The 13,983-nt window shown below is 73.8% G+C and carries 14 protein-coding genes and 1 pseudogene; 14 read left to right on the plus strand and 1 reads right to left on the minus strand.

Annotated features, from left to right (window positions below):
• Positions 1–2 precede the first annotated feature (2 nt).
• From ACZ6O2_RS00700 to ACZ6O2_RS00720, 5 genes are all read left to right on the plus strand, one after another.
• On the plus strand, positions 3–341 hold the full coding sequence (locus tag ACZ6O2_RS00700; protein WP_350705125.1) for a P-II family nitrogen regulator: 339 nt from the start codon (positions 3–5) through the stop codon (positions 339–341).
• Positions 342–357: 16 nt separating this feature from the next.
• Entirely contained in the window at positions 358–2,715 is a 2,358-nt protein-coding gene (locus tag ACZ6O2_RS00705) for a [protein-PII] uridylyltransferase (RefSeq protein ID WP_466021547.1), read from the plus strand.
• Positions 2,716–3,022: 307 nt separating this feature from the next.
• The gene (ffh, locus tag ACZ6O2_RS00710; protein ID WP_466021548.1) at positions 3,023–4,579 is read left to right on the plus strand and encodes a signal recognition particle protein; all 1,557 of its coding nucleotides are present in this window, start codon (positions 3,023–3,025) and stop codon (positions 4,577–4,579) included.
• A 67-nt stretch (positions 4,580–4,646) separates the two neighbouring features.
• Positions 4,647–5,225 carry a Uma2 family endonuclease gene (locus ACZ6O2_RS00715; protein WP_350704854.1) on the plus strand — a complete coding sequence of 193 codons (579 nt, stop codon included), beginning with the start codon at positions 4,647–4,649 and terminating at the stop codon, positions 5,223–5,225.
• A gap of 228 nt (positions 5,226–5,453) precedes the next feature.
• The gene (locus ACZ6O2_RS00720; protein WP_350704856.1) at positions 5,454–6,533 is read left to right on the plus strand and encodes an amidohydrolase family protein; all 1,080 of its coding nucleotides are present in this window, start codon (positions 5,454–5,456) and stop codon (positions 6,531–6,533) included.
• A 63-nt stretch (positions 6,534–6,596) separates the two neighbouring features.
• Here the strand turns inward: ACZ6O2_RS00720 and ACZ6O2_RS00725 are convergent, their stop codons facing one another.
• Positions 6,597–7,193, minus strand: a complete 597-nt coding sequence (locus ACZ6O2_RS00725) for a TetR/AcrR family transcriptional regulator (RefSeq protein WP_466021549.1) — start codon at positions 7,191–7,193, stop codon at positions 6,597–6,599.
• A gap of 113 nt (positions 7,194–7,306) precedes the next feature.
• On the opposite strand from ACZ6O2_RS00725, the gene proS reads away from it, so the two are divergent.
• The 9 genes and pseudogenes from proS (at position 7,307) to lepB (ACZ6O2_RS00770) (ending at position 13,948) form a co-directional block, all read left to right on the plus strand.
• Positions 7,307–8,713 carry a proline--tRNA ligase gene (proS, locus tag ACZ6O2_RS00730; RefSeq protein WP_350704860.1) on the plus strand — a complete coding sequence of 469 codons (1,407 nt, stop codon included), beginning with the start codon at positions 7,307–7,309 and terminating at the stop codon, positions 8,711–8,713.
• Between the two features lie 106 nt (positions 8,714–8,819).
• On the plus strand, positions 8,820–9,467 hold the full coding sequence (locus tag ACZ6O2_RS00735) for a ribonuclease FAU-1 family protein (RefSeq protein WP_466021550.1): 648 nt from the start codon (positions 8,820–8,822) through the stop codon (positions 9,465–9,467).
• Positions 9,468–9,715: 248 nt separating this feature from the next.
• Positions 9,716–10,174 carry a 30S ribosomal protein S16 gene (rpsP, locus tag ACZ6O2_RS00740; protein ID WP_350704864.1) on the plus strand — a complete coding sequence of 153 codons (459 nt, stop codon included), beginning with the start codon at positions 9,716–9,718 and terminating at the stop codon, positions 10,172–10,174.
• Positions 10,149–10,409, plus strand: coding sequence for an RNA-binding protein (locus tag ACZ6O2_RS00745; protein ID WP_350680397.1), 261 nt, complete (start codon positions 10,149–10,151; stop codon positions 10,407–10,409). The genes rpsP and ACZ6O2_RS00745 overlap by 26 nt, the downstream gene beginning before the upstream one ends.
• Positions 10,410–10,411: 2 nt before the next feature.
• Entirely contained in the window at positions 10,412–10,966 is a 555-nt protein-coding gene (rimM, locus tag ACZ6O2_RS00750; RefSeq protein ID WP_350680457.1) for a ribosome maturation factor RimM, read from the plus strand.
• A 20-nt stretch (positions 10,967–10,986) separates the two neighbouring features.
• Positions 10,987–11,760, plus strand: coding sequence for a tRNA (guanosine(37)-N1)-methyltransferase TrmD (gene trmD / locus ACZ6O2_RS00755; protein WP_350704866.1), 774 nt, complete (start codon positions 10,987–10,989; stop codon positions 11,758–11,760).
• Between the two features lie 141 nt (positions 11,761–11,901).
• A complete protein-coding gene (rplS, locus tag ACZ6O2_RS00760) occupies positions 11,902–12,258 on the plus strand; it encodes a 50S ribosomal protein L19 (protein WP_089001547.1) in 357 nt (118 codons plus the stop codon).
• 185 nt (positions 12,259–12,443) lie between these two features.
• A pseudogene (lepB, locus tag ACZ6O2_RS00765) lies at positions 12,444–13,318 on the plus strand (signal peptidase I).
• Between the two features lie 9 nt (positions 13,319–13,327).
• Positions 13,328–13,948 (plus strand): signal peptidase I, encoded by a 621-nt coding sequence (lepB, locus tag ACZ6O2_RS00770; RefSeq protein WP_350704870.1) that lies wholly within the window; start codon positions 13,328–13,330, stop codon positions 13,946–13,948.
• The last annotated feature ends 35 nt before the right edge of the window (positions 13,949–13,983 follow it).

Below are 13,983 nucleotides of genomic sequence, written 5' to 3' on the forward strand. Positions count from 1 at the left end.
ACATGAAGCTGGTGACCGCGGTCATCAAGCCGTACCAACTGGACGCGGTGAAGGAGGCCCTGCACGCCCTCGGCGTGGCCGGCCTGACCGTCAGCGAGGTCCAGGGCTACGGCCGGCAGAAGGGGCACACCGAGGTCTACCGGGGTGCCGAGTACACGGTCGAGTTCCTGCCCAAGATCCGGGTGGAGGTGCTCACCGACGAGATCGACCTGGAGAAGATCGTCGACGCCGTCGTCGTCGCCGCCCGGACCGGCAAGATCGGCGACGGGAAGGTCTGGGTGACCTCGGTCGACGAGGTCGTCCGGGTCCGCACCGGCGAGCGCGGCCTCGACGCGCTCTGACCGGGCCACGACCGACATGACCTCGTCGACCGGGAGGAACGCGTCGGGCCACGCCGGCAACGGCGGCCCGGCCCTCCCGGCCGACGGGTTCGTCGGCGCGGACGCGGGCGTGGGGGAGGCGGCCCGGGCCGCGCGCGCCGACGCCCACGACCGGTGGCTGCGCGCGCTGCTGCCGGACCGGCCCGGTGTGGCGCTCGTCGCCGTCGGCGGGCTGGGACGGCGGCAGTGCGCCCCGCACGGCGACCTCGACCTCGTGCTGCTGCACGCCGGGGTGCCCGGCGTGGACGAGCTCGCCGCGGCGGTCTGGTATCCCGTCTGGGACGCCGGGCTGCGGCTCGACCACTCCGTCCGCACCGTCGCCGAGGCGCTGTCGGTCGCCCGGGACGACCTGAAGGTCGCCCTCGGGCTGCTCGACGCGCGGCTGGTCGCCGGGGACGCCGGCCTCGCCGACACGCTCGTCCGGTCCGCCGTCGACCACTGGCGGCGCACCGCCGTACGGCAGCTTCCCAGGCTGCGGGAGGTCACCGCCGCCCGCTGGGCGGCCCACGGCGAGCTGGCCTTCCTGCTGGAGGGCGACCTGAAGGAGGCCGCCGGCGGGCTGCGCGACGTGGGGATCCTGCGGGCGATCGCCACCGCCGGAATCACCGACGCGCTGCGCCCCGCCGTCCGCGCCGCGCACCGGCGGCTGCTGGACACCCGGGACGCGCTGCACGTGCAGGTCGGCCGCCGGGTCGACCGGCTGGTAGCCCAGGAACGCGACGGCGTCGCCGCGCTGCTCGGGCTGCGCCAGCCCGCGCCCGACGCCGGGGTGCGCCGACCCTCGCCCGGCGCGCCCGCCGCCGGGCTGCGGGCCGGAGCGGTCGCCGAGGACGGCGACGCGCTGCTGCGCCGGGTGGCCGGGGACGCCCGGACCGTCAGCCACGCCCTCGACGACGCCTTCCGCGCCGCCGACCGGCTCCGCTCGGGCCGCCGCCGGGGGGCCGACGGGCGCCCGGTGCGCCGGCCGGTGGCCCGGGACGTCGTGGAGCACGACGGCGAGCTGGTGCTGGCCCGCACCGCGATCGGCGCGCGACCCGACCCGAGCCTGTCGCTGCGGGTCGCCGCCGCCGCGGCCACCACCCGGCTGCCGGTCGCCCGGGCCACCTGCGAGTGGCTGGCCGTGTACTGTCCGCCGCTGCCGGCGCCGTGGCCGGCCGAGGCCCGGGCCGCGCTCGTCACCCTGCTCGGCGCCGGTCCCGGCCTGGTGCCGGCCTGGGAGACCTGCGACCGGTACGGGCTGATCGAGGGCTGGCTGCCCGAGTGGACCCGGCTGCGCAGCCTCCCGCAGCACAACCCGGTGCACCGGTTCACCCTCGACCGGCACCTCGTGCAGACCGCGTACGAGGCCAGCCGGCACACCCGCGAGGTGGACCGTCCCGACCTGCTGCTGCTCGGCGCGCTCCTGCACGACGTCGGCAAGGGGCTGCCGGGGGACCACAGCACGGTCGGGGCTCCGCTGGCCGAGGCGGTGGCCGCCCGGATCGGCCTGCCCGAGCCCGAGGTGGCGCTGATCGGCACGCTGGTCCGGCTGCACCTGCTCCTGCCCGACGTCGCCACCCGGCGGGACCTCGCCGACCCGGTCACCATCTCCGGGGTGGCCGAGCGGGTCGGCGACACCACCACCCTGGACCTGCTGCACGTCCTGGTCCGCGCCGACGCCGCGGCCACCGGGCCGGCCGCCTGGTCGGACTGGAAGGGCCGGCTGGTCGCCGAGCTGGTCGCCCGGGTCCGCACGGCGCTGGACACCGGCGCGCTGCCCGCCCCGCCCGTCCCGGACCCGGCGCTGCTGGCGGGGCCCCTGCCGGTCGTACAGCTGACCGGGGACCGGGTGGCGGTGGCCGCGGCGGACCGGCGCGGCCTGCTCGCGACGGTGGCCGGGTGCCTGGCCCTGCACCGGCTGGAGGTGATCTCCGCCGACGCCGCCACGGTCGACGGCCGGGCTCTGGTCGAGTGCCGGGTGCAGCCCCGCTACGGCCTGGCCCCCGACCCGATCGCCCTCGGCGCCGACCTGCGCCGCGCGGTGAGCGGCGACGTCTCGGTCACCCAGCGGCTGCGCGGCCGGGCCCTGGCGGCGCGGGCCGAGGGGGCCGCGCCGCGGGTGGTCTGGCACCGGGAGGCGGCCACGGACGCCGTGTTGCTGGAGCTGCGCGCCGCCGACGCGGCGGGCCTGCTCTACCGGGTCGCCTGCGCCCTCGACGAGGCCGGCGCCCAGGTGCGCGCGGCGCGCATCTCCACCCTCGGCGGGGACGTGGTGGACGCGTTCTACCTCGTCGGCGGCTGGCCGGACGACGTCGCGCGCGCCCGCCTGGAGGCTGCCGTCCTCGGCGCCGTCTGAGCGCGGACGCCCGGGCCGCACCACGTCGAGCCGCGTGTGCGGGGAGCCGCCCGCCCGCCGCGGCCGGCGACCGCGCGTACCCACCTGGGTCGGGCGATGGTGCAGGTGGGCGCCCGGGGGCCGGGCCCGGCTGGTCGTCTCCGCGGACCGGTCGGGGCTGGTCGCGGGGTGACGGCGCCGGGCGGGCCGGGGTGGTCGGGCCGCCCGGAAGCAATGGCGAGGTGGGACGGTTACCCTTGCGGGTGGCCGGCCTTGTGCGTGCCGGCCGACCTGTGCCCGCCTAAACACTGACAAACGGGATGTTCGCGTGTTTGACACCTTGAGTGACCGCCTGTCCGGGATCTTCACCAAGCTCCGCGGCAAGGGCCGGCTCACCGACGCCGACATCGACGCCACCGCGCGCGAGATCCGCCTCGCGCTGCTGGAGGCGGACGTCGCGCTGCCGGTGGTCAAGGGCTTCATCGCGAACGTCAAGGAGCGGGCGCGCGGCGCCGAGGTCTCCCAGGCGCTCAACCCCGCCCAGCAGATCATCAAGATCGTCAACGACGAGCTGGTCACCGTGCTCGGTGGCGAGGGGCGGCGGCTCCAGTTCGCCAAGCAGCCGCCGACCGTGATCATGCTGGCCGGTCTCCAGGGTTCCGGCAAGACCACCCTCGCCGGCAAGCTGGCCCGCTGGCTGAAGGCCCAGGGGCACCAGCCGCTGCTGGTCGCCGCCGACCTCCAGCGCCCCAACGCCGTCGGGCAGCTCCAGGTGCTCGGTGGCCGCGCCGGCGTCGAGGTGTACGCCCCCGAGCCCGGCAACGGCGTCGGCGACCCGGTGCAGGTCGCCCGCGCCTCGATCGAGCACGCGAAGCGGGCGGCCCGGGACATCGTCATCGTCGACACCGCCGGCCGGCTGGGCATCGACGCCGAGATGATGCAGCAGGCCGCCGACATCCGCGACGCGGTCGACCCCGAAGAGGTCATCTTCGTCATCGACGCCATGGTCGGTCAGGACGCCGTGCGCACCGCCGAGGCGTTCCGCGACGGGGTCGGCATCACCGGTGTGGTCCTCTCCAAGCTCGACGGCGACGCCCGCGGCGGCGCCGCGCTGTCGGTCCGGGAGGTCACCGGGCAGCCGATCCTGTTCGCCTCCACCGGCGAGAAGCTGGAGGACTTCGACGTCTTCCACCCCGACCGGATGGCCAGCCGGATCCTGGGCATGGGCGACGTCCTCACTCTGATCGAGCAGGCCGAGCAGGCCTTCGACGCCGATCAGAAGGAGAAGATGACCGCCAAGCTGATGGGCGGCGAGCAGTTCACCCTGGAGGACTTTCTCGACCAGCTCATCGCGGTCCGCCGGATGGGCCCGATCGCCAACGTGCTGGCCATGATGCCGGGCATGGGGCAGATGAAGGACCAGCTCGCGGAGCTGGACGACAAGCACTTCGACCGGGTCACCGCGATCATCCGGTCGATGACGCCGGGCGAGCGCACCAACCCGAAGATCATCAACGGCTCCCGCCGGGCCCGCATCGCCAACGGCTCCGGCGTCACCGTGATGGACGTCAACCAGCTGCTCAACCGCTTCGCCGACGCGCAGAAGATGATGAAGCAGATGGGCGGCATGATGGGCCTGCCCGGCGGTCGGCGCAAGGCGACCAAGTCGCCGAAGAACAAGCGCAAGGGCACCAAGGGCGGCGGTCGGCCGCGCGCCGGGGCGGGCGCCGGGCTGCCGGGCGGCTTCCCGGGCGGCATGCCGCAGCTCCCGCCGGGGATGGACCCGAACGACCTGGCCGCCGGCCAGGGCCTGCCCCCGGGCTTCAAGCTGCCGAAGATCGACTTCAACAAGCTCGGCAAGGGCGGCGACGGCCGGCCCCGCTGAGGCGTGTCGTTGGCGGCGGGTGACGTCATCCTTGCCTAGGGTGATGTCGCCCCTGGAAGGAGGAGTCATGACCGTGGCACCGATCCTGCCCGAGCGGTCGGAATGGACGGTTGACGACCTCGGCGACCTGCCGAAGGACCTTCCGTACGAGTTGGTCAACGGAAGGTTGATCGTGCCGTCCCCCACCGCCGTGCACCAGGACCTCTGCGTGCGACTGCTGCTCGCTCTCGAGGTCAACTGCCCCGCCGACTACCTGGTCAGCATCGACCTGTCGATGCGGATCGACCGCCGCAACGAACCCCGCCCCGACGTGGTCGCGATCCGCCGCGAACACGCCGACCGGTCGCCCGTCCCCGTCGAGGACGCCCTGCTGGCCGTCGAGGTCCTCTCGCCGACCTCCACGTTCCGCGACCTCTACGACAAGGCGAAGGTCTACGCGCACGCCGGGGTGCGGACGTACTGGGTGGTCGACCCGCTGCACGAGCGGATGACCCTGACGGAATACACGCTCGGCCCCACCGGCGAGTACGAGGTGGTGACCCACACCGAGGACCTCTTCGTCACCGAGCGGCCCTGGAAGGTCTCCGTCGACCTGCCCGCGCTGACGACGCGGCGGGCCGGGCTGCTCGCGCGCGACGGCGGCTGACCGCACCGATCCACACGGGCGGGGCCCGGCCGGTCGCGGCCGGGCCCCGCTTCCGTGCGACCGGTCAGGACACCAGGCCCGGCCGGGCCTCACGGCGGAGTGGGAGCGCCGATGCCCGGGCCGCCCCGGCGGCCTGTCGCCCGCCGGGGACGGCCCGGCCGGGACCGGCCCACGCCGACCGGGAAGAATGGCCGCAGACCGCTCTTTCGCCCACAGACCGGAGGACGCATGGCCTGGCACGTACGCGGCGTGCTGCTGCCCGACGACGAGGTCCGGGACCTCTGGCTGGTCGGCGACCGGGTCACCTTCGAACCGGTGCCCGGCGCGGAGACGATCGTCGACGGCGGCTTCGTGCTGCCCGGCCTGATCGACGCGCACTGCCACATCGGCATCGCCCGGGGCGGGGCGCCGATCACCTCCCTCGACCAGGCCCGCGAGCTGGCCCGCACCGACGTCGACGCCGGGGTGCTCGCCATCCGCGACGCCGGCTCGCCGTACCCGTACCCGGAACTCGACGACGAGCCGGGGCTGCCGCGCCTGGCCCGCGCCGGCCGGCACGTCGCGCCGCCGAAGCGCTACCTGCGCGACATCGGCGTGGAGGTCGGCGCGGCGGAGGTCGCCGACACGGTCGCCGCGCAGGCGGCCGCCGGCAACGGCTGGGTCAAGCTGGTCGGCGACTGGATCGACCGGGGCGTGGGGGACCTGGCGCCGTCCTGGGACGCCGACACGATGACCGCGGCCGTCGCGGCCGCCCACGCCGCCGGGGTACGCGCCGCGGTGCACACCTTCAGCGAGTCGGCCGTGGAGATCATGGTGCGGGCCGGGGTGGACTCGGTCGAGCACGGCACGGGCCTGAGCCTCGACCTGGTCGACCTGATGGCCCGGCAGGGCACCGCCCTGGTCCCCACGATGATCAACATTCGCACCTTCGGCGGGATCGCCGAGCAGGCCCGGCCCAAGTTCCCCGGGTACGCCGACCACATGCTCGCCCTGCGTGACCGCTTCCCCGAGGTGGTGCGGGCCGCGTACGAGGCGGGGGTGCCGATCTACGTGGGCACGGACGCGGGTGGCGGCATCGACCACGGCCTGGCTGCCGAGGAGATGCTGCTGCTGCACGAGCAGGCCGGCATGTCGGCGGTGGACGTCCTCGCCGCCGCGTCCTGGCGGGGACGCGAGTGGCTGGGCTTCCCCGGCCTGGTCGAGGGCGGCCTGGCGGACCTCGTCGTCTATCCCGAGGACCCGCGCGCCGACCTGCGCGCCGTGCGCAGCCCCGCCCGCATCGTGCTGCGGGGTCGAGTCGTCCGCTGACCTTGCCGTGCCCGCCCGCCGGCGAGCCGGCGCGTGGGTGCTCCCGCTCCGGTGCCGTGCTGGTCAGCCGGTGCGGGCGCCCTGGGTGACCGCGTGCAGGAGCAGGTACACCGCCAGGTCGGCGAGGGCGGCGGCGGTCTGTGCGACCGGGGCGCCGGGCAGGACGATGTGGCTGATCACCAACCGGATGACCGAGTCCGTGGCGAAGGCGACCGCGGCCCGGTCGGCGTCCGGCAGCACGCCGTCGGCCCACTCCAGGAGCACCTCGGTGGCCTCGGTCAGGACCAGCTCCGACCGGGTGGTCAGGTAGGGCAGCAGCTCGTCGGAGCCACCCCCGGTGCTGGTCAGGACGGCCTTGATCAACGGGTCGCCGGCCGCCTGCGTGAGGGTGTGCGAGATGGTGGCGTGCGCGGCCGCCCGGACGTCGTCGCCGTGCGCGCGCAGGAGGGCGCGCACGTCGCCGACGAACCGGTCGACCTCCCGCCGGGCGAGCGCCTCGGCCAGCCCCGCCTTGCAGCCGAACTCGTTGTAGACCGTCTGCCGGCTGACCCCGGCCGCCCGCGCGACGGCGCCCATCCGGACGGCGTCCCAGCCGCTCGCGACCGTCAGCTCCCGGGCGGCATCGACGATCGCGTCCCTGGACCGGCTGCCGTTGTTCACGCTGCCATGGTGGCGTACGCCCCCGGTCCGCCGCACCCGGCCGTCCCGGCAGCTGACGACGACACCGCGCCCGATCGCGCCGTCCGGACGGCCGACGCATAGGATGTGCGGTCATGGCACGCGTGCTCACTCCCCGTGCGGAGGACTTTCCCCGCTGGTACCAGGACCTGATCGCCAAGGCGAAGCTGGCCGACAACGGCCCGGTCCGGGGGACCATGGTCATCCGGCCGGCCGGCTACGCCATCTGGGAACGGATGCAGGCCGAGATGGACGCCCGGATCAAGGCGGCGGGCGCGGAGAACGCGTACTTCCCGCTCTTCATCCCCGAGAGCTACCTCAAGCGGGAGGCCGAGCACGTCGAGGGCTTCTCGCCGGAGCTCGCGGTGGTCACCCACGGCGGCGGCAAGCAGCTCGCCGAGCCGGTCGTGGTGCGCCCCACCAGCGAGACCGTCATCGGCGAGTTCATGGCCAAGTGGATCGACTCCTACCGGGACCTGCCGCTGCTGCTCAACCAGTGGGCCAACGTGGTCCGCTGGGAGCTGCGCCCCCGGGTATTCCTGCGCACCAGCGAGTTCCTGTGGCAGGAGGGGCACACCGCGCACGCCACCCGCTCCGACGCGCGGGCCTACGCCCGCAGGATCCTGCACGAGGCGTACGAGGACCTGATGGTCAACGTGCTCGGCATCCCGGTGGTCGTCGGCCTGAAGACGGCCCGCGAGCGCTTCGCCGGCGCGACCGCCACCTACACCTGCGAAGGCATGATGGGTGACGGCAAGGCCCTCCAGCTCGGCACCAGCCACGAGCTGGGGCAGAACTTCGCCAAGGCGTTCGACATCAGCTACTCGTCGGCCGAGGGCGGCCGGGAGCACGCCTGGACGACCTCCTGGGGCACCTCGACCCGGATGCTCGGCGGCCTGATCATGTGCCACGGCGACGACAACGGCCTGCGGGTGCCGCCGAAGCTGGCGCCGGTGCAGGCGTACGTCATGGTGGTCAAGGACGGCGAGGGCGTCGGAGAGGCGGCGACCAAGTTGCGCGACGCGCTGCGCGACGCCGGCGTCCGGGTCGCGCTCGACGACCGCACCGACACCCCGTTCGGCCGCCGGGCCGTCGACGCCGAGCTGCGCGGCTATCCGGTACGCGTCGAGGTCGGCCCCCGCGACCTGGCCGCCGGCAACGCCGTCGTGGTGCGGCGCACCGACGGCTCGAAGTCCCCGACGGCCGTGGCCGACGTGGTCACCACCGTGCTGGCCGCCCTCGACGCCGACCAGCAGGCGCTGCACGACCAGGCCCTGGCGCACCGCCAGTCCCGCACCGTCGAGGTGTCGACCCTGGCCGAGGCGATCGAGGCGGCCGCCACCGGCTGGGCCCGGGTGCCGTGGTCGGCGGTCGGCGTCCAGGGCGAGGCGGAGGCCAACGGGCAGGGCGTCACCGTGCGCTGCCTGGTGCGCGCCGACGGCTCCGTGCCCGACACCGAGGACGAGCCGGACCTCGTCGCCATCCTGGCCCGCGCCTACTGAGGTGTGCGGAAGGGCCCTTCCTGGCGACTTCGGTTCTGGGAAGGGCCCTTCCGCACCCGCTGAGCGGGTTGCCGGCGGCCGGTGTCGGTGCCGGTAGGGTCGGGGCGTGAGATTGGAACCGGGGCGGCTGATCGTGCACCGCAACGTGCGCCGGGGCCGGATCGGCTGGGTGCGTACCGCACGGGTGGTCAGCGACGACGACCGGGGCCTGGTGCTCTGGGTGGCCCGGAACTCCCCGGTGGCGAGCGAGGTCACCGAGGCCGGGCTGGGCATGCGGGCGGTGCCGTTCGCCGAGTGGATCTCCTCGTCCTACCGCCTGGCCGCCGGCCGGTGGAACGGCCCGCCCGTGCTGAAGTTCCTGCCCGCCGGGGCAAGCCACTCGGTGTGGTGGTTCCGCGACGCGCACGACCGCTTCGCCGCCTGGTACGTCAACCTGGAGGAGCCGGGGGTGCGCTGGGACGACGGCGCGCTCGCCGGGGTCGACATGGTGGACCAGGACCTCGACGTGGTCGTCCGGCCGGATCTGGGCTGGGAGTGGAAGGACGAGGACGAGTTCGTCGAGCGGCTCGCCTTCCCCGAGCACTACTGGGTCGCCGACCCCGACGCCGTCCGGGCCGAGGGCAAGCGGGTGATCGCGCTGGCCGAGGCGGGGGAGTTCCCCTTCGACGGCACCTGGTGCGACTTCGCCCCGCCGCCGGAGTGGACCACTCCCGACGAGCTTCCGCCCGGCTGGGACCGCGCCCCGGTGCGCTGACCCGGCAGGTGTGTTTTCGGTCACTTCCGTCGGTGCGCGGGTGACCCCGGGCGGTCCGGTGTGAGAGATCCGGGCCCGATCTGGCAGAATGGCTGGCTGGTATCCGGCGTGTGTCCGGCGCCCTCTAACCCGGGCACCGCGCCAGTCCACCGAGCAGTCTCCGGCCCAAACCCCACTGTGCCGGTCGGCGCTCACCCGTGCACCGCCCTCGTCAGGGCTGGTGAGATCGCAACAGGAGCGAAACAACTGTGGCCGTAAAGATCCGGCTCCTGCGGATGGGCAAGATCCGCAACCCGCAGTACCGCATCGTCGTCGCCGACTCGCGCACCAAGCGCGACGGCCGGGCGATCGAGTTCGTCGGGGTCTACCAGCCGAAGGAAGACCCTTCGGTGATCGAGGTCAAGTCGGAGCGGGTCCAGTACTGGCTGTCCGTCGGCGCCCAGCCGAGCGAGGCGGTGCAGCGGCTGCTGGAGCTGACCGGTGACTGGCAGAAGTTCAAGGGCCTGCCGGCCCCGCCGCCGCTGAAGGTCGCCGCGGAGCGGGTCGACCGCACCGCCGCGTACGAGGCCGAGGCGAAGGCTGCCGCCGGGCTGGCCGAGACCCCGGCCAAGCCGGCCAAGAAGGCCGCCAAGGCCGAGGCTCCGGCCGCCGAGGAGGCGCCGAAGACCGAGGAGCAGGCCGGTGCGGACTCCGGCGAGCAGGCCTGACATGGCACTGCGTCCGGCGTTGGAGCACCTGGTCAAGGGCATCGTCGACCACCCCGATGACGTGCGCGTCCGGCTGGTCGACTCCCGTCGGGGCAAGCGGCTCGAAGTCCGCGTGCACCCGGAGGACCTCGGCACGGTGATCGGGCGGTCCGGCCGGACCGCCAAGGCGCTGCGCCAGGTGATCGGCTCCATCGGCGGGCGCGGCGTACGCGTCGACATCGTCGACTCGTACTGATGCTGCTCATCGTCGGCAGGATCGGCAAGCCGCACGGGATCCGCGGTGAGGTCACCGTGGAGGTGCGGACCGACGAGCCCGAAGCGCGATTCGCTCCCGGTTCGGTACTGCGTACCGAGCCGGGAGCGGCGCCGCCGCAGCAGGCCGCGCCCGAGCACGGGGAACCGTTCCGGGTCCCCGCCGAGCTGACCGTGGAGTCCGCCCGCTGGCACCAGGGACGGCTGCTGGTGGCGTTCGAGGGCGTGCTGGACCGGGACGTCGCCGAGGCGCTGCGCGGCACCCTCGTCGCGGTCGACAGCGCCGACGTCGCCCCGCCGGAGGACCCGGAGGAGTTCCACGACCACCAGCTCGTCGGGCTGGCCGTGGTCACCCCGGGCGGCGAGCGGCTGGGCGAGGTGGCCCGGATCGACCACGCTCCCGCCTCCGACCTGCTGGTGCTGCGCCGCCCTGAGGGCCGCACCGCGCTCATCCCGTTCGTCAAGGCGATCGTCCCCGAGGTTGACCTCGCCGGCGGTCGCGTCGTCGTCGACCCGCCGGCCGGTCTGCTCGACCTCTAGAGCCGCTGGAGCACCCCCGCATGCGCGTCGACATCGTGTCGATCTTCCCGGAGTACTTCGCCCCGCTGGACCTGTCGCTGATCGGCAGGGCGCGGGCGAACGGCACGCTGCGGCTGGCCGTACACGACCTGCGGAGCTGGACCCACGACGTGCACCGCACGGTCGACGACACGCCGTACGGCGGCGGGCCCGGCATGGTGATGCGGCCGGAGCCGTGGGGCGAGGCGCTCGACGCCCTCGCCCCGGCGGAGGTGGCCCCGCCCCGGCTGGTGGTGCCCGCGCCGACGGGCACCCCCTTCACCCAGGCGATGGCGCACGAGCTGGCGGCCGAGCCGCACCTGCTCTTCGCCTGCGGCCGGTACGAGGGCATCGACCAGCGGGTGCTCGACCACGCCGCCACCCGGATGCCGGTGACCGAGGTCTCCCTCGGCGACTACGTCCTCTTCGGCGGGGAGGTGGCCGTCCTGGTGATCCTGGAGGCGGTCACCCGGCTGCTGCCCGGGGTGCTCGGCAACGCGGGCTCGCTGGACGAGGAGTCGCACGCCCACGGGCTGCTGGAGGCCCCCATGTACACCAAGCCGGCGACCTGGCGCGGGCTGGAGGTGCCGGAGGTGCTCCGCTCCGGCGACCACGGGCGGATCGCCCGCTGGCGGCGGGACCAGGCGCTGACCCGCACCGCCCGGCGCCGCCCGGACATGCTCGCTGCGCTCGACCCGGAGCGCCTGGACAAACGGGACATCGCCGCGCTGGACGGGGCCGGATTTCAGGTGCCCCCGGGGGATGTGGCAAAGTAGGGGGGTTGCCGCAACCGGCCGCGCCGCGGACGGCTGCGAGGATCCTCGACCGAGGTCGGGCCATCGACCACACCCGGGGATCAGAATCACCCACCCGCGCACCGATTGACGGTGCGCCGTGAGCCTCACGAGGACGCAGCGATGAACATCCTGGACGCCCTTGACGCCCAGTCGAAGCGGACCGACCTCCCCGACTTCCGTGCCGGTGACACCGTCAAGGTGCACGCCCGGGTCGTCGAGGGCAACCGGTCCCGTGTCCAGATCTTCCAGGGCGTCGTCATCCGCCGCCAGGGTGACGGTCTGCGCGAGACCTTCTCGGTCCGCAAGATCAGCTTCGGTGTCGGTGTCGAGCGCACCTACCCGATCAACAGCCCGGCCATCGACCGGATCGAGGTCGTGACCCGCGGTGACGTGCGTCGCGCCAAGCTCTACTACCTGCGCGAGCTGCGGGGCAAGAAGGCCAAGATCAAGGAGAAGCGCGAGAAGCAGCCGAGCTGACCTCACGCTCGCCACGCCGCCCGAGCTGCGCGCGTGTCGTACCGACCGGACCGCACTACCCTGGTCGTACGGGCGCAGCCGGGCGACGTCCCGCCACGAGGGCGGGGGAGACGTCCACTACCGCCCGGGGGGCCTCGACGAGGCTCCCGGGCGGTAGTTGTCATATCTGCTGACCGGGGAGTGGCGTGGTGCAGACGCTCGACGAGGACGGCGGCGTCGACCCGTGGCGCCGTCGGGCGCGACGTCCCCGCCGCCAGATGCCGCTCTGGCAGGAGCTGCCGCTGCTACTGGTCGTCGCGTTCTGCCTCGCGGTGCTGATCCGCACCTTCCTGCTCCAGGCGTTCTTCATCCCCTCCGGCTCGATGGAGGACACGCTCCTCGTCGGCGACCGGGTCCTGGTCAACAAGGTCGTCTACGACGTACGCGACCCGGTGCGGGGCGAGGTGGTCGTCTTCCGGGGCACCGACCGGTGGGCCCCGCAGGTCGACGAGCAGCCGGAGCCCGGGTTCGTGGGCAAGCTCGGCCGGACGGTCGGCGACCTGGTCGGCGTCAGCCGCCCCGGCGAGAAGGACTTCATCAAGCGGGTCATCGCGCTGCCCGGTGACCGCGTCAGGTGCTGTGACGCCCAGGGCCGGGTGCTGGTCAACGGCACGCCGCTCGACGAGTCGTCGTACGTCATCCGGGACTCGCCGCTCGACATCCCGCCGAACCCCCGCGAGTGCCGGTCCCGGCGCTTCGAGGAGGTCCTGGTTCCGCCCGGGCAGATCTTCGTGATGGGCGACCACCGGCTGGTCTCCCAGGACGCCCGCTGCCAGGGGCCGGTGCCGATCGACAACGTGGTGGGCCGCGCCTTCGCGGTGGTCTGGCCGTCGTCGCGGTGGAGCACGCTGTCGGTGCCGGCCACCTTCGACGACGTCGCCGATCCGCCCGCCGCCTCCACCGGGGCTCCGCCCCCGGTGCGTCCCACGCCGGGCGGCGGGGTGGTGCCGCTCGCCCCGTTCGTGGCCGTGCTGGCCGTTCTCGCGCGTTCCGGACGGTGGCGCCCAGCCGGGCAACGTAGGCTCCATCCGTGATTGACGAGCAGACCGACAAGCCCCGCAGTTCCTTCTGGAAGGAGCTGCCCATCCTCCTGGGCGTGGCGATCCTGGTCGCGGTGCTGGTGCGAGCCTTCGTGCTGCAGACCTTCTTCATCCCCTCCCCGTCCATGGAGAACACCCTCCAGATCGACGATCGGGTGCTGGTCAACAAGCTGGTCTACGACTTCCGGTCGCCGCGCCGGGGCGAGGTGATCGTCTTCAAGGCTCCCCTGGAGTGGAGCAGCAACCCCGACGGCGAGGACTTCATCAAGCGGGTCATCGGCGTCGGCGGCGACCACGTGGTCTGCTGCGACCCGCAGGAGCGGCTGGTGATCAACGGCAAGCCGCTGGACGAGCCGTACATCTACCCGGGGGACAAGACCGCCGAGGAGTTCGACATCACCGTCCCGCAGGGACGGCTCTGGGTGATGGGCGACCACCGCGAGGCGTCGGGCGACTCGCTGGAGCACTGGCAGCAGTCCGGGCAGGACATCACGACAGCCACCATCCCCGAGGACGAGGTCGTCGGGCGGGCGTTCACCGTCTTCTGGCCGGTCAACCGGGCCACCTGGCTGAGTGTCCCGAAGCAGTTCGAGGGCATCCCCGAGCCGTAGGGGCCGCCGGGCGTGGGCGTTGTCGGCGGCGTCTG

This window comes from Micromonospora sp. NPDC048040, assembly GCF_055587185.1.